This is a genomic window from Streptomyces sp. NPDC051662 (assembly GCF_040681655.1).
Classification (GTDB): Bacteria; Actinomycetota; Actinomycetes; order Streptomycetales; family Streptomycetaceae; genus Streptomyces.
Genome location: NZ_JBFAZD010000013.1, coordinates 74,496 through 97,030 on the forward strand (window position 1 = coordinate 74,496; position 22,535 = coordinate 97,030).

The 22,535-nt window shown below is 66.2% G+C and carries 16 protein-coding genes; 7 read left to right on the forward strand and 9 right to left on the reverse strand.

Annotated features, from left to right (window positions below):
- Positions 1-280: 280 nt before the first annotated feature.
- Together AB0M67_RS22510 and AB0M67_RS22515 are read left to right on the forward strand one after the other, a co-directional pair.
- Entirely contained in the window at positions 281-4,345 is a 4,065-nt protein-coding gene (locus AB0M67_RS22510; RefSeq protein ID WP_365747993.1) for a hypothetical protein, read from the forward strand.
- Positions 4,346-4,364: 19 nt separating this feature from the next.
- Entirely contained in the window at positions 4,365-5,033 is a 669-nt protein-coding gene (locus AB0M67_RS22515) for a hypothetical protein (protein ID WP_365747995.1), read from the forward strand.
- A gap of 212 nt (positions 5,034-5,245) precedes the next feature.
- Here the strand turns inward: AB0M67_RS22515 and AB0M67_RS22520 are convergent, their stop codons facing one another.
- The 7 genes from AB0M67_RS22520 to AB0M67_RS22550 all read right to left on the reverse strand — a co-directional run bounded on the left by AB0M67_RS22520 (position 5,246) and on the right by AB0M67_RS22550 (position 13,203).
- Positions 5,246-5,953 (reverse strand): 2OG-Fe(II) oxygenase, encoded by a 708-nt coding sequence (locus tag AB0M67_RS22520; protein ID WP_365747997.1) that lies wholly within the window; start codon positions 5,951-5,953, stop codon positions 5,246-5,248.
- Between the two features lie 75 nt (positions 5,954-6,028).
- The gene (locus AB0M67_RS22525) at positions 6,029-6,358 is read right to left on the reverse strand and encodes a tail fiber domain-containing protein (protein ID WP_365747999.1); all 330 of its coding nucleotides are present in this window, start codon (positions 6,356-6,358) and stop codon (positions 6,029-6,031) included.
- 86 nt (positions 6,359-6,444) lie between these two features.
- Positions 6,445-6,987 carry a hypothetical protein gene (locus tag AB0M67_RS22530; RefSeq protein ID WP_365748001.1) on the reverse strand — a complete coding sequence of 181 codons (543 nt, stop codon included), beginning with the start codon at positions 6,985-6,987 and terminating at the stop codon, positions 6,445-6,447.
- Between the two features lie 171 nt (positions 6,988-7,158).
- On the reverse strand, positions 7,159-9,273 hold the full coding sequence (locus AB0M67_RS22535) for an ATP-binding protein (RefSeq protein WP_365748003.1): 2,115 nt from the start codon (positions 9,271-9,273) through the stop codon (positions 7,159-7,161).
- Positions 9,266-10,057 (reverse strand): DUF4255 domain-containing protein, encoded by a 792-nt coding sequence (locus AB0M67_RS22540; protein WP_365748005.1) that lies wholly within the window; start codon positions 10,055-10,057, stop codon positions 9,266-9,268. Before AB0M67_RS22540 ends, AB0M67_RS22535 begins: the two co-directional genes overlap by 8 nt.
- A gap of 55 nt (positions 10,058-10,112) precedes the next feature.
- Positions 10,113-12,107 (reverse strand): VWA domain-containing protein, encoded by a 1,995-nt coding sequence (locus AB0M67_RS22545; RefSeq protein WP_365748006.1) that lies wholly within the window; start codon positions 12,105-12,107, stop codon positions 10,113-10,115.
- 466 nt (positions 12,108-12,573) lie between these two features.
- The gene (locus AB0M67_RS22550) at positions 12,574-13,203 is read right to left on the reverse strand and encodes a response regulator transcription factor (protein ID WP_030353099.1); all 630 of its coding nucleotides are present in this window, start codon (positions 13,201-13,203) and stop codon (positions 12,574-12,576) included.
- Between the two features lie 215 nt (positions 13,204-13,418).
- Here AB0M67_RS22550 and AB0M67_RS22555 point away from each other — a divergent pair, with 215 nt between their 5' ends.
- Positions 13,419-14,792, forward strand: coding sequence for a hypothetical protein (locus AB0M67_RS22555; RefSeq protein WP_365748008.1), 1,374 nt, complete (start codon positions 13,419-13,421; stop codon positions 14,790-14,792).
- Between the two features lie 21 nt (positions 14,793-14,813).
- Here AB0M67_RS22555 and AB0M67_RS22560 read toward each other — a convergent pair whose 3' ends face one another.
- Positions 14,814-15,680 (reverse strand): DUF4157 domain-containing protein, encoded by an 867-nt coding sequence (locus tag AB0M67_RS22560; protein ID WP_365748010.1) that lies wholly within the window; start codon positions 15,678-15,680, stop codon positions 14,814-14,816.
- Between the two features lie 999 nt (positions 15,681-16,679).
- Here AB0M67_RS22560 and AB0M67_RS22565 point away from each other — a divergent pair.
- Positions 16,680-18,296, forward strand: a complete 1,617-nt coding sequence (locus AB0M67_RS22565) for a recombinase family protein (RefSeq protein ID WP_365748012.1) — start codon at positions 16,680-16,682, stop codon at positions 18,294-18,296.
- 117 nt (positions 18,297-18,413) lie between these two features.
- The gene (locus AB0M67_RS22570; RefSeq protein WP_365748014.1) at positions 18,414-18,635 is read left to right on the forward strand and encodes a hypothetical protein; all 222 of its coding nucleotides are present in this window, start codon (positions 18,414-18,416) and stop codon (positions 18,633-18,635) included.
- Between the two features lie 695 nt (positions 18,636-19,330).
- Here the strand turns inward: AB0M67_RS22570 and AB0M67_RS22575 are convergent.
- Positions 19,331-19,693 (reverse strand): HU family DNA-binding protein, encoded by a 363-nt coding sequence (locus AB0M67_RS22575; RefSeq protein WP_365748016.1) that lies wholly within the window; start codon positions 19,691-19,693, stop codon positions 19,331-19,333.
- On the opposite strand from AB0M67_RS22575, the gene AB0M67_RS22580 reads away from it, so the two are divergent.
- Both AB0M67_RS22580 and AB0M67_RS22585 read left to right on the forward strand, forming a co-directional pair.
- Positions 19,692-20,045 carry an HNH endonuclease signature motif containing protein gene (locus AB0M67_RS22580; RefSeq protein ID WP_365748018.1) on the forward strand — a complete coding sequence of 118 codons (354 nt, stop codon included), beginning with the start codon at positions 19,692-19,694 and terminating at the stop codon, positions 20,043-20,045. The genes AB0M67_RS22575 and AB0M67_RS22580 overlap by 2 nt on opposite strands.
- A 1,529-nt stretch (positions 20,046-21,574) precedes the next feature.
- Positions 21,575-22,510 (forward strand): major capsid protein, encoded by a 936-nt coding sequence (locus AB0M67_RS22585; protein WP_365748020.1) that lies wholly within the window; start codon positions 21,575-21,577, stop codon positions 22,508-22,510.
- The last annotated feature ends 25 nt before the right edge of the window (positions 22,511-22,535 follow it).

The window sequence follows — 22,535 nt, forward strand, 5'->3', positions numbered from 1 at the left end:
TGGGCGCGATGACCGTGGATCGTGATGGATCAGGATCGTGGTCGATCAGGTACGTGGTTGATCAGGGAACGAGGGCGATTCTCGCCGTGGGCGAGATCATCCGGAACGGGCATTCGGCCGCCGCGTCGTACCGAGGCCACTGCCCGAAGAGGCAGAGTCGCAGGGACAGGTGATCGGGCAACGCATCGTGCCCTCGGAGCTGTCCCGCCTACGCTGCCGGGCGTACCGTACGCGCCCACACCCTGGCTGGTATGTCGGGGACCTGTGATCGGGAGCGGCGGTGAAGGCCGCTCCGGAGAAGAGCTCCGCGGCAGCTGCGCGCGCGGACGCGCCCCGGTCCTCGGCCCCCGCGAGGGAGGCGGCCCCCTCAGCTGACGTACCGACGGCATCCGCCCCCGGCCCGCGGCTGAATGTCCGGAGCCTCCACGGGCTCCAGGGCAGGGCGGGCAACGCTGCGGTGTCGCGGCTCGTCGCGCAACGGTACGCGGAGGTGGTGAAGCCTCCGCCGTCACAGGCGCCCGGCTTCCGCAAGGTCCAGCAGGACGTCGCCGCGAAGAAGCAGCGGATCAAGCAACACAAGCCGGCGGCGAGCGAATCGAGGTCGGCGCAGGACGCGGCCGTCGCTCCGCCGGACGACAAGCAGGCGCAGGGCAAGGCGGCCAACGCCGAGAAGATGAACGAGGCCAAGCCGGGGGAGTTCGACAAGAACGCGTTCGTCGGCGCGGTCAACGAGGCGATCGCCGCCCAGGCGCCGAAGAACCTCGACGAGGCCGATGGATTCGCCGACTCCGGTAAGGCCGACTCCATCAAGGACTCGGTCGACGGCAAGGTCAAGGACGGCAAGCAGTCGTCGGCCGAGGACATCGAGAGCACGACGACGGCCGCCCCGGACACTTCTCAGGCCAAGGAGAAACAGGTCACCCCGATGGGCCCGGACCAGCCTCCGGGCAACCCGGGCGCGCCCAGCGCGGCGGACGCGGTGCCGGACAGACAACCGGACAAGGTGCTGGATTTCTCCGAGGGAAATCAGCGGGTCGACCAGCAGCTGGCGGACGCCGAGGTCACCGAGGAGCAGCTGGCCAAGGGCAACGAGCCGCAGTTCGACGCGGCGCTGTCGGAGAAGAAGAAGGGCGAGCGGCACACCGCGGGCGTCCCCGCCAAGGGCCGCGCGGCCGAGGCCAAGCAACTGTCGGCGGCGCAGGCCGGCGCCGCCGCGTCCGGCGCGGCGGCCATGAGCGCCATGACCGCCGACCGTGCCGCGGCGGGTAAGGCGGTCGACGGCGGCAAGGGCGAGACGAAATCGGCGGACGAGAAGAAGCGCGAGCAGGTCACCGCCAAGCTCCAGAAGGTCTTCGACGCCACGCAGAAGGACGTCGAGAAGATCCTCGGTGACCTGGACGGAAAGGTCGACAAACAGTTCACCGAGGGTGAGAAACGGGCCCGCGACGACTTCACCGCCGACCACAAGCGCCGCATGAGGCAGTACAAGGACAAGCGCTACTCGGGATTCACGGGCAAGGGCCGGTGGATCAGGGACAAGTTCAAAGGACTGCCGCAAGAGGGCCTGGACATCTTCAAGAAGTCCCGCGAGCTCTATGTCACCAGGATGCAGGCCGTCATCTCGTCCATCGCCGACACCATCGGCACCGAGCTGGGCCGGGCCAAGGCCCGTATCGCCACGGGCCGCGCCGAGTTGAAGGCGGAGGTCGACAGACTCCCCGCGGATCTGAAGCAGTTCGGTGAGGAGGCGGCGGCGGATTTCGCCGGCAAGTTCGACGACCTGGAATCCGAGGTCAACGACAAGTCCACCCAACTGGTCCAGGACCTGGCCCAGAAGTACACCGAGGCCCTCAACTCGGTGGACGAGGAGATCAAGAAACTAGAAGAAGAGAACAAGGGCCTGATAGCGAAGGTCGTGGACGCCGTGGCAGGCGTCATCCAGACCATCATGGAGCTGAAGAACCTCCTGATGGGCATCCTCGCTAAAGCCGCCGGCGCCATCGGCAAGATCATCAAGGACCCGATCGGCTTCCTCAGGAACCTGGTCTCGGCGGTCGGCTCAGGCCTGAATCTCTTCATCGGAAACATCGCCACCCATCTTCAAAAGGGGCTGGTCTCCTGGCTTCTGGGCACGGCGGTCAGCACGGGCCTCGAAATCCCCGCCCGCTTCGACCTCAAGGGCATCATCCAGCTCATCGCCTCGCTCTTGGGCCTGACCTGGGACAACATCCGAGCCCGCGTCACCCGCAAGGGCGTCCCCGACGAAGCGATGACCAAGGCCGAACAATCCGTCCCCGTGGCCCAGGCCCTGGCCCGAGAAGGCCCGGCCGGCGCCGCCCAGGAGATCACCGCGGAGACAGGCGATCTCAAGTCGACCATCCTGGACGACCTCAAGTCCTATCTGATCCCGACCGTTCTCATGGCGGGCATCACCTGGATTCTCTCCCTCCTCAACCCCGCCTCGGCATTCATACGGGCGGTCAAGGGGATCATCGACATCGTCACGTTCATCGTGACCCAGGGCGCCCAGATAGTCGAATTCGTCAATTCGGTCCTGGACGCGGTAGTGGCCATAGCCAACGGCGCCGCTGCCGCCGTCCCCAAAACAGTGGAAACCGCCCTGGCGGCCGGCATCCCTCTCCTCATCGGCTTCCTCGCCTCACTCCTGGGAATCGGCGGCCTGGCCAACAGGGTCAGACAAGCCTTCCAAAAGGTTTCCCGCCCGGTGAACCGAGCCGTCGACAAAATAGTCGACAAAATCGCGAAGGCCGCCAAAAAACTCGTCAGAAAGAACAAGAAGATGTCCGGGGATCCCAGCGACCGGAAACGGGGAGCGGAAAGAGGTGATCCCAGAAGGGGAGATCGGAGAAATGAGAACGAGAAGCGTGATGCCGTTCGCGCTGCCATACGTGACGTCGAGAGAGTAATGGGAGTCGATGACAATCCGAGAAGCGTTGTGGAGAAGGCTCTTCCCGGAATCAGGCGTCGAAGGAGAGTGAGGGAGCTATTCCTCTTCGACTCGGCCGATGGTTCGTATCGTGCGCGGGCAAAAATTAATCCGGAGGAAGACAGTGCTGAGGATTCCGATGTCGATCTTGTGGGCAGGAATTTGATCAAGCACGGAGACGTCTTGATCGGGAAAGCCCACTCGGATTGGTGGGACAAGCAGCTTCAGCATCCAGAGGTCTCGAACGTGAAGCTGTGGGCGGACAGTGGAATTCTGCCCCCCACGGACGTTTTGGCGAAGAACTACCTTAATGACAGGGAAGTGCACAAGAAGGTCACAAAGGACTACTACGCCGATGGGCGAAGTGACCCTACGAACGACAACTTTTTTGCCAGAGTTCTCGGGAACTCGGAAAAGTATGCACGGAAGGACATTGTTGAGGCACTTGGAAGGGCTGCACTCGGAACCGTTCGCCAAGTCGGCTCGGGGAGCGTGCAGGACAGTGCGACCGAAAAGATCCTTCGGAAAATGCGCTTCCTGCCTGACGAGGGACACTATGGACGTTTCTATCCGTTCCCCAAGGGGCAGAAATCGCCTGACCGAGACCTTGAGCAGGCCATTGAGGGGGTCAGCGCGCCACCAAGAGAGAAGATTATCGAGTTCCTTCGGCGGATAATGGAAGGAGAAACTGTTGGAAAGATCGACTGGTTCAAGTTCAAAGATTTATGGCGAAATCACGGCAATTCGAGGAGATATGTAAAGACTAAGTTCCGCGAGGCAGACGGAGGGAAGCATGAGTGGATCCCTACGAATTACATAGAGAATGTGATGGAATTTGCGGTGGAGCACAGGTCGAATGGACGGCTGGAGGCCGGACGCGACTGGATGACCTTGCATCATAAATTACGTTCCTTTACTTCCGATGTGATCTATCGCATTGAGATACCGCCAGGCGCTGAGTTGATCACGAGGGGCGCGATCGGTGCGCACGTGGGCGCGTTTATTACCGTCGCAGACAGGGCATTTGTGTTCAATGAAGGAGATGATCCGTGGCACAACGGCCTTCGGGGGTTGTTCGATGGCTTCGTAGCTGCTAACCCTGAAGGAACTGCTTTGGAATTTCTTGGGGTACTTCAAGCAAAGTTGCCTGAATCTGGGAGCTTACCCGAAGTCGCTCGTCTCATATGGGACCCCGAAGTGCAGCCCATCCCTGCCTCCATGCGTAATGTGAAGGTCGACGCGATATACCGCAAAGTTACGGTGGGTGCGGATGGTGTCAGTCGGACGGACGAGCGCATAAATATAGAGTTGGGAGATCTGGAGGCTCTCCAGAAAATAAACTACGACCGAGTCCACGCAGACTTCGAATTGGTTCGCGAGATTCTCAGTAGGGAGTGAAATTTCAATGGAACACCCTATGGAACCAGAGATCGAAAAGGCTCTTGAGCTGGCACGGTTGCATAAAAAGCTGAGGGGTGACACTAGTGACGTAATCACCGAACTGCATGTGAGTCATGCCGCTTCTCTGGGTGGGCTCAAGAACTTCCCGGAACTTGAAGTGCTGATTATCGCCGGATGCGATCCTGTGTCTCCGTCGGATCTCCCTCCCCTGGAGAGCCTGCTCTCGCTGAGGATCAATGACAGCGGTTTGCGCAATGTTGCAGGTATGGAAAAGTTACCGCGCTTGCGTATCTTGCGAATCCAGAGGAACTTCGTCCGAGACTTGACTCCGCTCCTTGAGTGCACCCTTACGACCCTTGAGGTCGCGGGAAATCCGTTGTCCGAGGAATCGTATGGCGAGGTGCTGCCGAAATTGGTGGAGCGAGGATGTGAGGTCTCCTGCTCCGGAGAACGAGAATGGCGGGCCGCTCTTCGCCTGTCGAACGCGAATATTCCACTCAGTTGCTACGAAAATGACGGACGTTATTACCTGTGCAGTCCCGGCCTCGGTGTGACCAAGTTTCCTGATTATGACCATCCCGAAGTCGAAATATCTGAGGTAGAAGGACTCTTGGACCGCGACCCGGGTGAACTGCTGAGGGTGTTCGAGAGTCGTGGGGGTATCTGGTCCTCGCCGGACGCATGAGGGTTGTCCCGTAAACGCTGCCCCGACCAGTTGACGAGGGATCTGCCCCGGATCTGTGGCCTCGGCCAAAACCCTGGATCCGGGCCTTGCGGATGTGACAACCTGCCGTCATGCCAGCAGAGCTGCGAGAGTATGCAGGCCGCCGCTAGCTGGTATGGATCACGGCGTCCGCCCCATCCTCGTCAGGGCGACGTGGGGGCGGTGCGTGGGTCTCATAGCCCGGTGTCTTCGCGGTGTGCGGGGTCTCGGCTGCACAGCCAGCCGTTGATGGCGAAGCGGCTGTCCGCGTGGTGCTTGGTCGGGCAGCTGACCGGGCGCACCTCGTGCCAGGCGGTCGGCCGGAAGAACACGATGCTGTTGTGCTCGGGCGGCCAGTCCCGCCAGGTGCGCTCCTCCCACCTGCCCGTTGTCTCGGTGTGGAGCGGCAGGGCGGCATCGAACACACGCAGCTCGCCCCCGTCGAAGGGCCGGGGTGTGCGATGCAGGTAGTACACGAATGTGAGCAGTCGCCGAGGGGCGAATCGAGCGGCGGTGTCCTGGTGCGCCCGGTAGAAGTCGCCGTCGTTGTGCGCGTTGAGGCTGTAGTCGGGTTCGGTGTTCCGGCAGGAGACTCCGAGAGTGTGCTCGATCGGCTCCAGTACCTCATCGATGGCCGCCATCAACTCGGGTACGGGGAAGTCCTGTCGGGACCGGGACCGGCGAATGTCGGGGACCAGCTCCCGGTCGCGGATCAGGGAGGGCTTCAACGTGTCTCCGGTGGAGGCGATGGCGCGCTCCAGCAAGGCGTCGGCCGTCCGCTCGCTGAGGAACTGGGTGATGCGACAGACCGTCACGGGCAGCCGCCAGACCGCGTCCGTACACATCGGCGACGGCTGATCCACCGTCCCGGACGATCCCGTCACGGTGTCCTGTTGTGTCATGGTGTTCTGCCTTCCGATCGCGATGAGTGTTCCGCGGGGATCGACAGGGGCTGACCCACCCCTGTGCGCGAGCACCTAAGACGCGGGCTCGGCCTCGGCGTCGGCCTGGGGCTCGGCCTCGGGCCGGTTCACGCTCGACGCTTCTCGTAGACGAGCCACTTCGGCCGTGAGTTCTTCCACGTGGCGGTGCAGTGCCTGGACGCACACCAGGGCGACGCCGAGGCCGTCGACCACAGGGATCTTGGTGTCGTCCTGGTTGAAGCCGAAGGCGGCGTGCCAGTCCTGGGCCATCGGCCCGAGGTGACGTACCTCCTCGGGCTCCCAGAGGTAGCGCCAGGTGCTGATGGGCAGCGTGGCCACCGTCTCCAGAATCTCGTAGCCGTTGACCGCTCCGGCCGGGGCCACGGTGTCGCTCTCCCGTGCGCCGGCCGAACGACGGGCCGGGGCACCGTGGTCGGCCGCCCGGCAACGCCGACGGAAGGACCACATCTCTACCGGCTCCAGTCGACCGGCACCACGTCCTGCTTGAGTCCGCGGTCACTGCAGACGGAGCACGGGCCGGCCGGTACGCCGGGGCCTTGGTCGATGCCGATGGTGATCGCTCCATGGGCTCCGGCCGGGGCGTGAACGCCGTCGCCGATCATCGAGGCTTCGTAGCCGCCCAGCAGCTCCTGGAGGGTTCCGGGGCCCAGGTTCTCCGGGGCGGTGATCGCGGCGATGCCGTCGTAGTCGGTGTAGGACGCCCCCAGCGTCCGGCCGCCGATGGTGGCGAACACGATCCGCGCACCGCGGATGGGCTCCCCGGTCACCGCATCGACCGCCATCGCGTGAATGTTCTCCAGCTGCATCTGCGTGACATTCAGGGAGGCTTGGCTTGCCGTGAGCCTGGTCGGCTTCAGGGTGGTGCAGTCCTCCGCCCCGCTGCACGCCGGCGCCGCCGTGTCGGCCGCGGTGGCGGGGGCGCCGCTTCCCACCCCGAGCGCCGCCAACGCCACGGCCATCGCCGAGACAGCCATACGCCCCGAAGACCTCATGTCCACTCCTCTTCCGCCGGCGGATGCCGTCGCATCCGGACGGCACAGGAGACAGTAGGGGCGCACGGCCGCCGATCCCGCTGGGCGATGAGTGATGCCTTCCATCGAGTGAACTCCCCTCAATGCACGGTGACTTGACGCAGCATCAGGCGTTGATGTCAGGAGTTGATGTCAGGAGTTGAGCAGATCCAGATAGGGGCCGAACTCCGAGGCCAAGGTCAGACGGCCCAGTTTCTGGTACTCGCGTTGGATCGCGTGGATCAGGATCGGCATCGTCACCGGGGTGCCCGAGGCCGCTGAGAGGTAGGCCGCCGTCACCGCTACCGAGCGGATGTTGCCGCCCGCCAGCTCGAAGGACTCCGCGCAGAACGGGAGGTCAAGGCCGGAGGCGCGCGGGAGTGCGGGGCCCAGACAGCGTTCCCAGAGGAGCAGGCGTTGGGGCGGGTCCGGGACGGGGAAGTCGACGACCAGGTCGAGGCGGCGTGTGAAGGCGTCATCGAGATTGGCACGGAGGTTGGTGGCCAGGATGGCGAGGCCGTCGAAGGACTCCATGCGTTGCAGCAGGTACGCGCTCTCGACGTTGGCGTAGCGGTCATGGGCGTCCTTGACCTCCGAGCGTTTGCCGAAGATCGCGTCCGCCTCGTCGAAGAGCAGGACGCCGTTCACACCGGCCGCTTCGGAGAAGATGCGTTCGAGGTTCTTCTCGGTCTCGCCGACGTATTTGTCGATGACCGTCGCGAGATCGACCGTGTAGAGGTCGAGACCCAGATCCGCCGCGATCACCTCGGCCGACATCGTCTTTCCGGTGCCGGAGTCGCCCGCGAAGAGGGCCGATACGCCCCGGCCCCGGCCGCCGCCCGGGCGCATTCCCCACTCGCCGAGGACCTGGTCGCGGTAGCGGGCCCGGGCGGTGAGTTCGCGGAGCTGGGCGTGCGCGTCCGGGGGGAGGACCAGGTCGTTCCAGGTCACGGAAGGTTCGATACGGCGGGCCAGCCGGTCGAGGCCCGCGGCGTTCTGGGCGCGGGCGCCCCGGCGGATGTGGTCGGCGCCCAGGGCGCCACCGTCCAGTCGGGCCGTCTGGGCCGCGCTGCGGGCCGCGCCCTCGATCTGGTCCGGGGTGAGGAGGAACGGGGAGAGCAGAACGTCGACATCCAGCTCGGCCGGGACCGGCTCGGCATAGGCGTCGCGCCAGAGGGCGGCCCGTACCGCCGGTTCCACCCGAGGGGCGGGCAGCAGCAGTGGCGGGCGCGTCGACCAGGCCGCGTCCCAGGGCGTGCGGCCCACCAGAATCGTCGGCAGCAGGGTGTCGGTGAGCAGCCGGAGGGTCCCCGGGTGGTCACGCGACAGCGCGTCCAGCGGCGCGCAGACCAGCCCGGCCCCCGTCAGCCGGCCCTCCCGTACCAGCGCCCGCACCGCCTCGACGGGCGTCGGATCCTCGGCCAGCCGGGACAGATCCAGGCCCAGTACCCGGCGCCCCGCGAGGCTCAGCGCCGTGGCGGCCAGCGCCGTACCGGCGCCGCCCTGTTCCTCGCGGAGATACGCAAGCCGGACACCGGAACCGAGGGTACGGGCGAGCGGTCCGGGATCACCCACACCCGGTACGGGGTGCCAGGGCGCCAGCAGGCCGGTCAGCCGGGGATCGGGGCTGTCGTCGCCGAGGAGGTGCGCGGTGACGCGGTCGGGAACCCGTAACGCGCGCCCCAGGAACGGCCGGTCCGCCTCCTCCACCAGCAGCAGCCCGCCTGCGCGCAGCGGTGCCCGGGGGCCGAGCCTGGCGCGGGCGTCCGCGTCCGCCGGGGAGAGACCGCAGAGACCGAGGGCGAGTCCGGAGGTCGGGCGACGGCGGGTGACATCGTCGTTGAGGTAGCCGTAGAACGCCTCGAACCGGTCGTCGAGATCCGGCAGCAGCGCGATGAGCAGAATCTCGACATCCAGCGGACCGAGGTCGAACTCCCTTGCCAGCGTGGTGAGTCGGGACGGCGGCCCATGCGCGGGGGAAGCGCTGCCCTCGTCAGGCGTACCTGTCGCAGAGGTCGCGCCTGTCGTATCGGTCTCGTCCGGCGCGGGGAACGTACGCCGCTCGTCCAGCAGCCGGGTAATCGTCTCCTCGGTCAGATACAGACCCCGGAACTCGTCGTCCGGATGCGGGTCCGTGAGCCGGCGCGCCTCGACCGCCCGGCGTACGCGCCGCTCGATCCGTACGGCACAGCTCAGGAGATGGCGGAGGTCCCGGCTTTCTCCGTCGGAATCGGCCCGCTTCCCGTCGGGCCGTTCGGGCTCAGGCATCGCCCCGGTTCTCCGTAATCCGCAGCGACAGCCCAGGGCGCCGCCGCGCCGTCTCGCCCTCGTCCGCACCGCCGGGCTCGCCCCCGCCGGCGCCCTCGTTCGCCGGCTCCCCGCCACGGTCGACAGTCGCCCCGTACACCGGAAGCGCCCCACGGCCCGGCATCGCCCCGGCCGGCCGTCGCGCGCGCTCCTCCCGCGCACGGTCACTCGCGCGGTCACCGAAGTGGACACGCATCCCCTCGTCACCCACCGGCGGACCCACGGCATAGGTCGGCGACGCCGTGACCGGCACACTGATCACCAGGTCGAGCGACGGCTTCAATTCGCCGCCGAGCGCGCTCCACACGTCCGCGAAGGAACGGTCCTCCGGCGGCGGCAGCGCGATGGTCATCGGTACGGCCACCCCGATGTCCTGGAGCGTTCCCGTCAGCCGCTCGGAAGGCAGCGCCTCGTACCGCAGCAGACAGGCCAACAGCGAGGACAGCAGCCGGTGTTCGTCCTCCGGCCGCTTCGTCCAGGCGGTGATCAGATACGAGAGCTTGAAGAAGCGCGGCGGCCTGCGGCGGGCCACGACCGTGCCGCGCTCGTCGTACTCGTTGTGCAGCCCGCGCTCGCGCCGCCGCATGTCCTCGCGGATGTCGTAGAGATACAGATTCACCGTGGGCGCGTTGACTTTGGCGGCCCAGTCGCGGGTCGGCGCGTCGAACACCACAGCGATCTGGGCGCCTTCGAGGACCTCGGCCCTGAGCAGCGCGCGCAGGGCGTCGTCCACCTCGTGGATCACGACCCCGCCCCTGTCATCCCCGGCCCCGTCATCCCGGACTCTCTCATCGTCTCGCTCATCCGCGCCCCGCGAAGTCCGGTGGCTGGAGCTTGCGTTGGACCACCAGGACGGGCTCGGTCAGCCGGTCGAGTCCAGTGACGTCCGCGCGGAGATCGCGTGGCCCGAGCCGGTCCCTGCGCAGTACCGGCACCTGTGCCTCGAACGTACCGTCGCGACCCACCGTCACCGGCGAACCGTTGGCGGTGATGCCCGCGCTCCAGCTCAGCCGTACGTTCGAGCCCGGCGGGAAGTCCGTCCCCCGTGCCAGCACCACCTGCCCCGGTGTGGCGACCGGCGGTGTGACGGCCAGCTTCGGCTGGAGGACGCGGAGCGCGCCCCGGTCGGTGTTGTTGGCCGGTCTGCGGTCGGGCAGTGTGGCGACGGCGGTCGCGTGGACGTCTCCGCTGATCGCCATCCGGTACGTGGCCGTCTGGCTGACCTCGACCCGGCCGCCCGCCGGGATGGTGCACGGCGCGGACGGGGTGCAGCGCGACAGCCCGGCCAGCGTACGTCTGCCCGCGTCCGGCGTCCTCGGCCAGGCGGAGGTGACGATGACACCGGTCGCCGTGTCCGGACCTGTGTTGGTGAGGAGGAAGCGGGCACGTGTGGTGCGGCCGGTGTATGTGCGCGACGGGGTGAGCTGTACGTCCACGGTGACATCGGCCGTCGGAGGCACAGGGGGAGCGGGGGGAACCGGCGGAACGGGCGGGACAGGTGGCAGCTCAAGCACCTCCACCGTGGCCGTGTCCGTTCCGGTGTTTCCGTTCGAGTCGGTGGCCGAGCAGGTGACCAGGGTGCGGCCGACCGGGAAGAGCGAGCCCGACGCTGAGGTGCAACGTACCGGCAGCCGACCGTCGTTGGCGTCCACCGCGGTCACGGTCAGCTCGACACGGGCCCCGTCCGGGTCCCTGGTCGCCACCGTACGGTCGTCCACGACGACCACCGGCGCCTCGACATCGTTGACGTCGATGTTGATCGTCTGCGTCAGCCCGGGGTCGGCCACCGCGTTCGGCCCGACGGCATCCGTACCTGGCGGGCTCGTGCCCAGCAGGAACTGGACCGTGCAGGTCAGCCTCCGCCCCTGCGGAGCGTCCTCGGCGACGGTGATCGTCTCGTCGAAGGCCGCCGGATCACCGCTGGTGACGGTACGGGTGGGCGGGGCGAGCGTCACCGTCAGGGCGGGATCGCAGTTCTCCAGGTGGTGGCCGACCTGAGTGGGCAGGTTGGCGAGGCCTTCGGCGATCGAGGTCACCACCGCGTCCGCGTCGACGCCGGGGATCAGCCGGCCCCTGGTGGCCTCGATGACCTTGTCGGCCTGGCCCGGGTCGTGCAGTGGGATCTCGATCTGGCCGGGCACACCGGCGTCCCCGTTGCCGTTGAGTCCGTCGCCGACGGCGGTGGCGACATCCACGCCCAGGACCCGGATTTCCCGGTCCTGGAGCGCGTAGACGGTGTCGGTCAGGGAGTGGCCCATGCTGGGGTCGTGGCTGGAGGCGTCGCCGACCAGGACGACCACGGGACTCGCGTCCGAACGGAACTCGGTCTGGCCGCCGCTGCCGTTGGCGATCTGCCACAACGCGTTGATCCAGTCCTCGGAGGGGCCCATGCTGCCCTCGCCGCGTTCGACAGTGAGGTCGTCCACCCCGTCCTGCACCTTGCCGAGGTCGTCCGTGAACGGCTGGAGCACGGTATAGGTCCGGGCGCCGTCGACCTGCTGGTCGCCGTACGTGGCCACGGCGAAGCGCGAGTCGGGCTGCTCCTCGATCACTCTCTCGGTGATCACGGGCAGGTTCCGCTGGATCTGCTCGATGGACGGTTCCATGCTCAGGGTGCCGTCCACGAGCAGCACGATGTCCGGCTTCGGCGGGATGGCCGGCGTGCGCACCAGCTTGTCCACGGAAACGGACTCACCCGGGTCGAGCCGCTCCGTGACCACGGCGGGTGTGACGGGCGGTTCGGGTACGGGGACGGCCGCGCGCGGTTCGGCGGCCGAGCTGGGCAGACCGCTCACGACCAGCAGCAGGAGGGCGAAGGACAGGACGAGGCGCAGGGTATTGCCGTTGCGCCGTGGCTGTTTCCGTGTAGTCCGTGTAGTTCGTGTAGTCCGTGTGGATCCTCGGAATCGCTGTTCTGACCGTTTCCATGCCGACCGCCGGAACCGCTGAGACCGCCGCACGGAACCCTCCCCCAGATCGGCGCACCGGCGCCCACCATCCCGTACTCGCGCCCCGCGGGCAGCGGGGCGCGAGTCATATCCGCGGGTACCGAGTTCTGCCCTTTGGGGCAGCCGTGCGGCGCGTGGCCGTGATGAAGATCAGAACCCGGCGCGGTTCGAACAATGGATCTCTTCAGCCCGTGGATCTTCTCGGTCCGCGATCTTCTCGGTCGTGGATCTTTTGGGCCTGCGGATCTTTTGGGCTGGTGGATCTTTTGGGCTCGTGGATCATTTCGGCCCGTGGATCTTTTCGAACTGTGGCTCAGATCAGACCCTGGCGCAGCGCGTACGCCACCGCGTGGGAGCGATTACGCAATTGAAGCCGGGTCATGACCGCGTGCAGGACGTTCTTTATCGTGCGTTCGGAGTACGCGAGCTTGGTCGCGATATCGGCGGTGTCGTATCCCTCCGCGACCAGTCGGAGCACATCGATCTCGCGGGAGGAGAGTCCGGTGAAGTGCAGGCCGCGTGGTCCGAGCACCTGGCCCTGCAGCTTTCCCACCTGCTCCAGAAGGCGTCCGAGAAGGTCGGCGGGGACATGGCCCTCGCCGTTCGCCACGGCGACGATGACCCGTACGAGATGATCAGGTGTCGCCTCCGAGCGCCGCACCACCCCGGCGACACCGCACTCCGCCGCGCTGACCAGCTTCTGCTCGTCAATCTCGGTGGCCACCAGCACTCCGCGTGCCGTACCGCTGCGCTGGATATTGCGCAGCATCCGTAATGCCTCCTCATCTATGACGTCCACGACCACCACGACCACCTGCGGGGTGAGTTCACCGTCCTCCCATCCGGTGAGTGTCACCTCCGGCCTGGTCCGCAGTTGGCTGGCCACCCCCGCTTGGGAGATCGGATCCTGTGCGCGTAAACCAACGATCGTACGGTCTGTCATGAATTTCCCCCTCCGCAAATGCGAACCGATGGCGTCATCATGGGCCGTATGGGACCTGGCAAACTGAGCGGCGGTTGCCTTACGCATCGGCAGATACTCCATTCCCACCGAGTGCGGACGCGAAATCCGCAGCCGCCCGATGGGCACTACATCTGCCCGAAAGTGTTCCTGTCCGACCGCTGCTCCCGGTAATGCGCGGTCCTACGGTGCGACGTATGAGTCTTACGGCCAGCCTCGACGCATCGTCCGTCACCGCCGAGCCGGGCGCGCCGACGGACGTACCCCTACAGATCCTCAACTCCGGCAGTACGGTCGAGGAATACCGCTTCGAGGTGGTCGGAGCCTGCGCCGCGTGGGCGACCGTGGAACCGCGGACGCTCTCCCTCTATCCGGGCGCCTCCGGCACCGTCGTGCTACGGCTGACACCGCCGCGCGACCCCTCGGTGCCCGCGGGCGAGACACCGTTCGGTGTCCGTGTGGTGCCGACGAGCGAGTCGAGCGAGACCGTGGTGCCCGAGGGGCGGGTGACCGTGGCGCCGTTCACCGAGGTGACCTCGGAACTGGTGCCGCGCGGCTCCACCGGCGCTCGCCGCGGCAGTCACCAACTCGCCGTGGACAACAGGGGAAACGCGCCGGTGACCGTGCGCCTCAGCGGACGGACCGGCACCGAGCGCGCCGGTGTCCGCTTCGCCACCACCGAGCTGCTGATACCGCCCGGACACGCGGACTTCGCGAAGGTGTGGGTGCGGCCGGCCAAGCGGTTGTGGCGCGGTACGCCGGTGACCCACCCGTTCCAGGTTCTCGCGGCGCCCGTGGCGGCGGAGGAGGGCCAGGAGCCGTACGAACCGGTGGTACTCGACGGATCGTACGAGCAGCAGGCGATCCTGCCCGGCTGGCTGCCCCGCGCGCTCCTCCTCGCGGCGGTCGTGGCGATCGCGCTGGTCGGGCTCTGGTACGCGCTGCTGCGCCCCGCGGTGAAGTCGGCGGCCCGGGAGGCGATCACCCCGGAGGCGGTGGCGTCCGCCGCGGAGAAGACGGCGTCTCCGAGCGGCGGGACGGCGGACGGCGGAGCCACGGCCGGCACCGGCGGCGGGAACGCCGGCGCGACAGCCGGTGCCACAGCCGGTGCCGAGGGAGGCGCGACCAGCGGAGCGGGGCAGAACGGGACCGGCTCCGGGGCGAGTTCGGGATCCGGTACGGGCGCGGGCAGTGCGCAGGGGGCGGGCGCGCCGACGAGCGCGCGCGTCGAGGTCAGGGACGCGGTGGGCGGCGGCTCGGCCAGCGGATCCGCGTACCGGGTGCCGGCCGGCAGCACCTTCGAACTCACCGACATCGTGGTCCAGAACCCGCAGGGCGACGCCGGAACACTCATTGTGTCCAGCCAGAATGATCCCGTGCTGCGACTGGCGCTGGAGAACTTCCGTGACTCCGACTATCACTTCGTCACCCCCATTCTGGTACCGGCGGGCGGCGAGATCACGATGACCGTCGACTGCCGGCAGGTGGGCAGGCCGGTACAGGCGCCGAGGCCGTCGCGCTGTGCGGAGTCGCTGTTTCTGGGAGGGACGCTGCGGTCGGGCTCGGAGTGAGGGAGGGATTTCCCGGCGTGGTCAGGCGGGCGGGGCCTCTTCCTCTTTCTCCTCCTCGGAACCCTCCTCGGCCCGCTGGACGAAGGATCCCTGTACGTTCGCGGGCTCCTCGTCCTCGTCGTCTGTGGCCTGACGTTGGACGGGGGCCGTGGCACCGGTGGTAACGGGTGCGGGAGTGGGGGTGAGGGTGGGGGCGGACTCGGGTGTCGGCGTCGGTGCGGGGCTCGGCTCGGCGAGCACGCGGTCGGCGTTCGCGACGGCCTCCTGCTCGAAGCGGTCGGACGGATCGCTCACGCGGATCCCGCCGGGCGCCTCGGACCCGTCCACCGGACCGTTGCGCTGCTGGACCACATGCGTCAGCTCGTGCGCCAGTGTGGTCCGTCCGTCGGGTGAGGACGGGTCGTAACTGTCGCGCTGGAAGACGACATGGCTGCCGACGGTGTAGGCGCGGGCGCCGACCCCCTTCGCGGACTCATGGGCCGCGGCGTCGGTGTGCACGCGTACGTCGGAGAAGTCGGCGCCCATGCGGCTCTCCATGTCGCTACGGGTATCGGCGTCCAGAGGCGAACCGCCACCGGAGGAGATCACATCGTGCACGGGGGAGCGGTCCTGGTGGGCGCCGGGTGTGGGGTCCTCCTCGGGTGCCGCGTCCCTGCTGAGCATCGTCCCGACAGCGCTGTTTCCCACGGAGCGTTGGAGCCTGCTCAGCCCGGCCGCCCCGACCACATCGGGCCGCCCGGCGGCCGCTGCCTTGAAGAGATACGAGGTCTGCGCGGACTCCCGTGCGTCAGTGGCTGAACCTTGTTCGGCGGACCGGAAGGTTTCGTCGTGCTCGTGCTCGTGCCCGCGTTCATGCTCCGACTCGTGCCCTTGGTCGTGTGCGCGCATCTCCGTCTCCCCTCTCCCTTGACTGTGCCGCTCACCCTGCCTGGACCTCCACTGCCCACTCTCGGGCCGAGCGCCGAGGACGGTCCAGCCCGGACTTCATAGGCGGGGGGCATCGCGTTCTGCCTTATGGGGCAGGGGGGGGCGGCTCGGGAGGGTGGGTGCGGGTTCGGGATGGGGGGGGGGTAGTCGGGGGCGTCCGGAGTCGGTCATGGCGGGTGGGGGCCGCCCCTAGGTTTCAGTTTCGCGGTTCCGGGTCGGGCGTCAAGGGCGCTCCTACGTCGCGTCGGCTGCGCCGATTCCGCTTCGCTCCACCCTGGACACCCAACCCTCCACCGCAAGTGCAGCTTTGAGGGGGGCGGCCCGAGGGGAGGGGTCCCCGGGGAAGCTCCCATGTACGGAGGGTCCGCTCCCGGCCTCGGGCCGGTGGGTGGTCTGCGCGGCAGTGGAATGGGGCGGCCCGGCACCGGCAAAGCGACTGACCCCCGTGGGCAGCTGGGATTCATGCCCCGCTGGTGGCGGTGTGTGGGTGGTGGGGTGGCTGTGACTCATGAGGCGCTGATCGGGCCAGTCGGAGGAGGTGATGTGTCGTGGGGACGACTTAATCGAACCCAGGACACATCACCCGCCCGAGGCCCCCGGAATGGCCCGCCAAACTGGGACATAGGGGCCAGGTGGCGGGTCCGTCCGCCTCGGCTGACAGGTGCACCCGTCAACGGACTGCCACCAGCGGGGCATGAATCCCAACCACCCACCCACATCAGCCCGCTGAACCGGAGCCGGGCCGCCCCATTCCACTGCCGCGCCCCCACCCACCGGCCCGAGGTCGGCAATGGACCGTCCTCATCTACGGATCCTTTCCGGGGACCCCTCCCCCAGTAGGTCCAACACTCTGGGACTTGCTCGGGTAGCGGACCGTTTCCGCAGGTCACAAGGGGTATCCCCATGGCGACAGGCACTCAGGTCACGGCACGCAGGAAACCTCCGGTCTCCCGAGAGACCATGAAGAAGACAACCGAACGGGGCACCGCCCCTGTCCCTGCCGCACTCGACAACCGCCCCGAAGTGGACCTGTTGCTCAGAAAGTCCAAGGTCGTCCGCGAGGGGGAACGCGCACTCTCCATCCGCGCACAGGAAGAACGAGGCCGTGCGTGGGCCGAAGAGAACGGCTACCGCGTCCGCAGGGTGTGGAAAGAGAACCTGTCGGCGTGGTCGGACGTGAAGCGTCCGAAGTACGACGCGGCCATGGACGCCGTACTCAACGGTGAAGTGACCTGTCTGTGGGTGTACGCGCTCGACAGGTTCAGCCGTAAGGGCGCCGAAGCGGTCGTACCGATCCTCGGCAAAGCCCGCGTCATCTTCGACTACGAGCGCCTTGACTCGATGGATGAGCGGGACCGCCGGTGGATCATCGACCGTGCGGAGAACGCGCGTGAGTACTCGCAGCGTCTGTCACACAACGTCCGCAGTACAAAGGCCAAGCAGCGCAACGAAGGGCGCTGGCTCGCCAGGGCACCGTTCGGCCTGGTCGCCGATCCCGCCACGCGCAAGCTGTCCCCGGACCACACCCCCTACATCTGCCTGGCCAAAGGCAAGCGGGAAATCACGCCGTGGCAAGTAGTCGTACGCATCTACAACGGGATCGCCGAGGGCATGTCGGCGCGCTCTCTCTCCCGTGCGTTCAACGCAGAGGGCATCACGTCTGCCACCGGTAAGGCATGGACCGGTGCCACCATCCGGGCCATCCTCGTACATCCGGTCTATGAGGGCTGGCTCACCCTCACGAACGCGGGGAAGATCCCGGCGCACTACCTCAACAGCATGGGTGAGCGGGTCCGCTGTGTCACAGACGATGTCCTGCCGCAGATGATCCCCGCCGATCTCGCCGCACGTGCCCGCCGGCTCGTCTCCGGACACCAGATGTTCAACACCGCCAAGCCCCAGACGGGGCGCCGGGTCCACCCGCTCACCGGACTGTTGCGGTGCGCCGACTGCGGACACGCGATGTCGTTCGGCGGCGGATCCTACGAGTGCCAGTACTACTCCGGTGGCGGAGCCTGCAACAAGCCCGCGTCCGCTTCCCGTCCCCCGCTGGAGCGGTATGTAGTCGAAGCGTGGGCCGCACGGCTCCACGAAGCGGACGACGAAGACGAACTCATGATTGCCGTTGCCGAGCGCTGGCAGGCGGTGACCCGTCCCGAGGAGACGCAGGAGATCAGGGACGCGCGGGCGGAACTCAAGGCAGCGCAAGCCAAGCTCGATGCCTTCCACGCGGACGACGCCGCAGACTTCTACACGGGCCGTTCCGCGCGCTACCGCATCCCCCACAAGGTCGCTGCGGAAAAGCGCCTCGATGCTGCCGAGGCGCGCATCCGGGAACTCACCGGAGACACCCGGGTTGACGTGTCGTTCGTCGTCAACGGCCACGCACTGAAGGTGTGGGAGGCGGCCGACCCCGGCATGCGGCAAGACCTCCTGGCCCTCGCGATCGACCGCGTGACCGTGACCAAGTCCCCCAAGCAGGGTGGCAAGTTCAAGGGCGACGAACGCGTGACCATCATCTGGGCAACCCCGGAGGGTGCGGAGCCCAGTGCGGATGAGTTCGAGCAAGCGGCGTAACAGCCCTGTACGGCCCGAGACAGCCCCGGTTGGTCCGCGTGACCGCCGGGGCTGTTTCGTGTTTCACGTCGTGCTGAAAGGCACCCATGGGCAGTAACGGTCCCTAAGCTCGGTCCCATGGACTCACTGACGGACAACGACGTACGCAGGACCCTGCACCCGTTCCGCGACGGTGGGGTGACCAGTCGCCTGTACGCCACGGGTGAGATCACAGAAGAAACCGTGCCCGCCCTCGGTGTGCTGTCGTCCGAACTGGACGAGCGGGGCGAGGACGAGACCGCGGAACGGGTGGCAGACGTGATCAGCTACGCGGACGCAGCCGGTGAGCGGCCCCCGTGAACGCCTGGACGAGCAAGGTGTGAGCACGTGCCGCACGCTGCCCCGGTAGGTCCCTGGTGGGCCTACCGGGGCTTTCTGCTGTCCGCCCTCGGGGCCCGCCGGCTCGTCCTCGGCCGACCGGCCCAACAGCGGGGCGAGGGGTGGCGGAGTGACGGTTTACACCACTTTTTTAGAACACGTAGAAAAAATAGAAGAGAAGAGAGACCGGACCCCGTTTCGGCACACCGCCACGGATTAGCACTCCGGGAAACCCTCGCTCTCCCTTACAGATTGGAAGGGGGACCGGAGACTGCCCCGCAAAGCCCCTCGGGGCTCGGGAAACCTCCGCTCTCCCGATTATTCCGAAAGCGGGATTACCGCGCACCCACCCAACACGGGGGCAGTCGGCGGACTGAGTGCCCGACTTTCGGAACAAGCGTTGCCCGTGCACCACGCACCCGCTGGGGGTGGCCGCAGGGGTCATGATGCAACGCGCGGGGACCGCACCGCCCATGAGTAACCGCCCTTTGGAGGCGCTGAACAGGGTTGTAAGACCGTGCGGTCCCCATGTCGTCCCGCCGTTCGTCAATGAGCGCCAGGACGACGACCAAGTCCGCTGACCCAACGGCAGAGGTGCGCGGTACCGGCCCCCGCTTCGGGGAGATCCGGAAGCACTCCGCAGAGTTCCGAGGTTCGAGCCCTCGGGCGGGCACCTACTACGCGTTTAGCGCATCCGTGAACGTCTTACCAGCCGTGAACTTCACAGTCTTGGCCGCTGTGATTTCAACCGGTTCACCGGTCTTCGGGTTCCTTCCAGTCCGCGCCGCACGCTCCCCCACGGTGAACGAACCGAATCCAATCAATTGCACGGCACCGCCTGCCACGACGGCATCCTTGATGGCCACAAGCGCCGCATCGAGAACCTTGTTAGCGGTTGTCTTGGAGATGTCGGCTGATTCCGAAATGGCATTGATGAGTTCCTGCTTATCCAATGTGACTCCTCTATCAGGGACGTTCGCGTACGTCCGTGGAGTCCAACGAGCCACACGCCGAAAGATCACGACCAGGGGGACGCACATGCGCTGTATCGACTGCACCGAGCCTGCGACGCACCGCGGACGCTGTAGGACGCACCACGGGGCGTACGAGGGGCGGCCGGGTGTCCGTTCCCGACGCGCACGGGGCAGGCGACGGGCGAACCGTCGGGACGCTGCTGCGAGGCTCCGCCGGCGAGTGCAGGAACGGGGCTCGGCCTGGTGCGACTGGTGTTTGGGCGACTTCCCCTCGGACGGGGTGGACGTGGACCACGTGCGCCCGCTGTCCCTCGGTGGCGAGGACATTGACGGGAATGTTCAGGTGTTGTGCCACGGATGCCACGGGCTCAAGACGAGTACGGAGTTCGGGGGCGCTGGTATCCGTCTAAAGAGCTGATCTCTTGGGTAACAACCCCGGATATAGCCCGGCCCCGGTACGGGCTTTGACGGGTCCGTACCGGGGCCGGGTCACGAGTCAGGCTGTCCTGAAGGCAACCGACGAGAATCCGAACATATACCCATTGGCATCCCGAAGACGTGTGCCCGGGGCGAAATCCTGCCACTTTCCGGCGCAGCCGGGATCTCTGAAGACTGTAACGGTTGCGTTGGTGCGATTGACCCCGGTGCTTACACGTCGCCGACCGTCAACGTTGAGGTCGTAGCACAAGTTGTTTTTCGGGTCGACCAGCTTGGAATCTACCATGTTGGAACCCGAATCACTCAAATAGGTATACTCGAAAATTCCCGTTGCCGCGTTGGCCGAAGTGGGAACAGTAAGCAGGAGCGTGAGTGCGCCGAGGCCAGCAGCCACGGCGTTTCGAAGGCGCATCAGAAGTCCGTTTCTTGTTCTTGAGCGGCTATAGGACCTTGCAGTCCATCTTTCAAGATCATGCACGAATCAGTTGTGCCCACACTCGGATACCCCCGAAGAAAGGTTCCTCCGCTACTCGTTCGGAGTACCCCCATGCCGCGTAAGCCCCGCCCCCCGTGCTCAGTCCCCGGCTGTCCCGAGCTGACGACGGGCGGGCGCTGGGCGACTCCGGGTAGCACTTCGCCCCGGTACGGGCTGACGGGCTCGTACCGGGGCTCATGTGCTGCCAGTGATCGAAACCGGGCGGCAGAGGCGGTTCGACGCTGCCCCCGTTACATGACTCCGCAGTCTCCGCCGCACTGACAGGGGCCGCCTGACTGGCACCCGCACTGACAACCGGGGCCGCATTTACAACCGTTGGCGGGCTGATTGCTGATTCCGGCAACAGCCCACTGCGCGTCAGTAGTGGTCGTGTTCATGGTGTTCACCTTCCTGGCGAGCCCAATACCTACCGTAGGAGATCGTCGCACAACACAGAGTGACGGTACTAGCCCTCTTGACAAGAGGTGTCCCATTGCTCCGTAGACCCCGCCCCCCGTGTTCTGTCCCCGGCTGCCCGGAGCTGACCGCCCGTGGCGGTCGCTGCCCGAAGCACACCAAGGAAGCGAACGCGGATCGTGCGTCGCGCGGCGGAGCCGTCTACACAACGTGGTGGCAGCGCGTCCGGCGCGCGTACCTGTATGCGAACCCGTGGTGTGTGCTCTGCGGACAGTCGGCGAACGTTGCCGACCATTTCCCGCTGTCCCGACGCGAGTTGATCGCACGGGGCGAGCCGAACCCTGACGCTGCGAAGCACCTTCGCCCGCTGTGTATCGCGTGCCACAACCGCGAGACCGCACGCAATCAGCCGGGCGGGTTCGCCGCAGAAGCACGGTCACGGCGCGAGGCGAACGAACGCCCGCCGTTCTGACCAGGGGGGTACTCCCCTCTCCTCCCGAGATTGAGCGTGGGGGAGGCAAAAGACTCGCATGGTTCATTAGAACGTTTCGGCGGGCTATCGATTATCGAAAGATTGACAGAAAAAATCCATTCAATCAAAACAAAGGGAAAAAGTAATGTCTCTGACTCTCGCTGAATCAGCCAAGATCACTCAGGACATGCTCAAGCTTGGCGTAATCGAAATGTTCGTTCAGGAATCACCGATCCTCGATCGGCTGCCGCTTATCGACGTCCAAGGCAGTGCGTACAAGTACAACGAAGAATCCAAGCTGCCAGGTGTTGCCTTCCGGGCTGTCAACGAGGCGTACCCGGAGAGCGTTGGTGCGGTTAATCAGAGGATCGAAACCCTTGCCATCCTCGGCGGTGACGCGGATGTCGACAAGTTCATTGTGCAGACGCGAAGCAATCTCAATGAGCAACGTGCCATCCACACGCACATGAAGATCAAGGCTGCATCAATTCACTTCTCCGATCAGTTCTTCAACGGTGACGTCATGGTCAACCCGAAGGGTTTCGACGGTCTCCGGAAGAGACTGATTGGATCACAGGTGGTCGATGCCGGGGGGACTTCACCTGTGGCGGATGGATACGCGTTCTTTGATGCGCTGGATTCCCTGGTCGGGCGGGTTCGCGGACTCAGCGGAGCGAACGGAGCCATCTATAGCAACAGCGAGATAATTGCCAAGATCAAGTCTGGATTCCGACGACTGGGGGGCAGTGAACTCCTCATGAGCGAGATCGGGGGAAAGCTTGCTCCCACGTGGAACGGGATTCCCCTTCTGGACGCCGGCCAGAATCTCGACGGCACAGACGTGATCCCGCTTACGGCTGGTGAAGATGGCAAGGAGACCAGCGATATGTACGCCGTCCGTTTCGGCGCTTCCGAGGCGGACACCGGGGTAACCGGTCTCACCAACGGCGGGATTCAGGCAACCGATTTGGGTGAGGCCCACGAAAAGCCGGTGTACCGAACCCGGATTGATTTCTATTGTGGACTCGCCATGTTCGGCGGTAAGGCCGCCGCTCGCCTTACCGGAGTCCTGAACGGCTGATCGCTTCACAGAGCCCCCGTGCTCG

Coding starts and splice junctions, on each gene's coding strand:
- AB0M67_RS22515 (WP_365747995.1), top strand. CDS start 4,365: ATGGAACCAGAGATCGAAAAGGCTCTTGAGCTGGCACGGTTGCATAAA.
- AB0M67_RS22520 (WP_365747997.1), bottom strand. CDS start 5,953: ATGACACAACAGGACACCGTGACGGGATCGTCCGGGACGGTGGATCAG.
- AB0M67_RS22530 (WP_365748001.1), bottom strand. CDS start 6,987: ATGAGGTCTTCGGGGCGTATGGCTGTCTCGGCGATGGCCGTGGCGTTG.
- AB0M67_RS22535 (WP_365748003.1), bottom strand. CDS start 9,273: ATGCCTGAGCCCGAACGGCCCGACGGGAAGCGGGCCGATTCCGACGGA.
- AB0M67_RS22550 (WP_030353099.1), bottom strand. CDS start 13,203: ATGACAGACCGTACGATCGTTGGTTTACGCGCACAGGATCCGATCTCC.
- AB0M67_RS22555 (WP_365748008.1), top strand. CDS start 13,419: ATGAGTCTTACGGCCAGCCTCGACGCATCGTCCGTCACCGCCGAGCCG.
- AB0M67_RS22560 (WP_365748010.1), bottom strand. CDS start 15,680: ATGCGCGCACACGACCAAGGGCACGAGTCGGAGCATGAACGCGGGCAC.
- AB0M67_RS22565 (WP_365748012.1), top strand. CDS start 16,680: ATGAAGAAGACAACCGAACGGGGCACCGCCCCTGTCCCTGCCGCACTC.
- AB0M67_RS22570 (WP_365748014.1), top strand. CDS start 18,414: ATGGACTCACTGACGGACAACGACGTACGCAGGACCCTGCACCCGTTC.
- AB0M67_RS22580 (WP_365748018.1), top strand. CDS start 19,692: ATGCGCTGTATCGACTGCACCGAGCCTGCGACGCACCGCGGACGCTGT.
- AB0M67_RS22575 (WP_365748016.1), bottom strand. CDS start 19,693: ATGTGCGTCCCCCTGGTCGTGATCTTTCGGCGTGTGGCTCGTTGGACT.
- AB0M67_RS22585 (WP_365748020.1), top strand. CDS start 21,575: ATGTCTCTGACTCTCGCTGAATCAGCCAAGATCACTCAGGACATGCTC.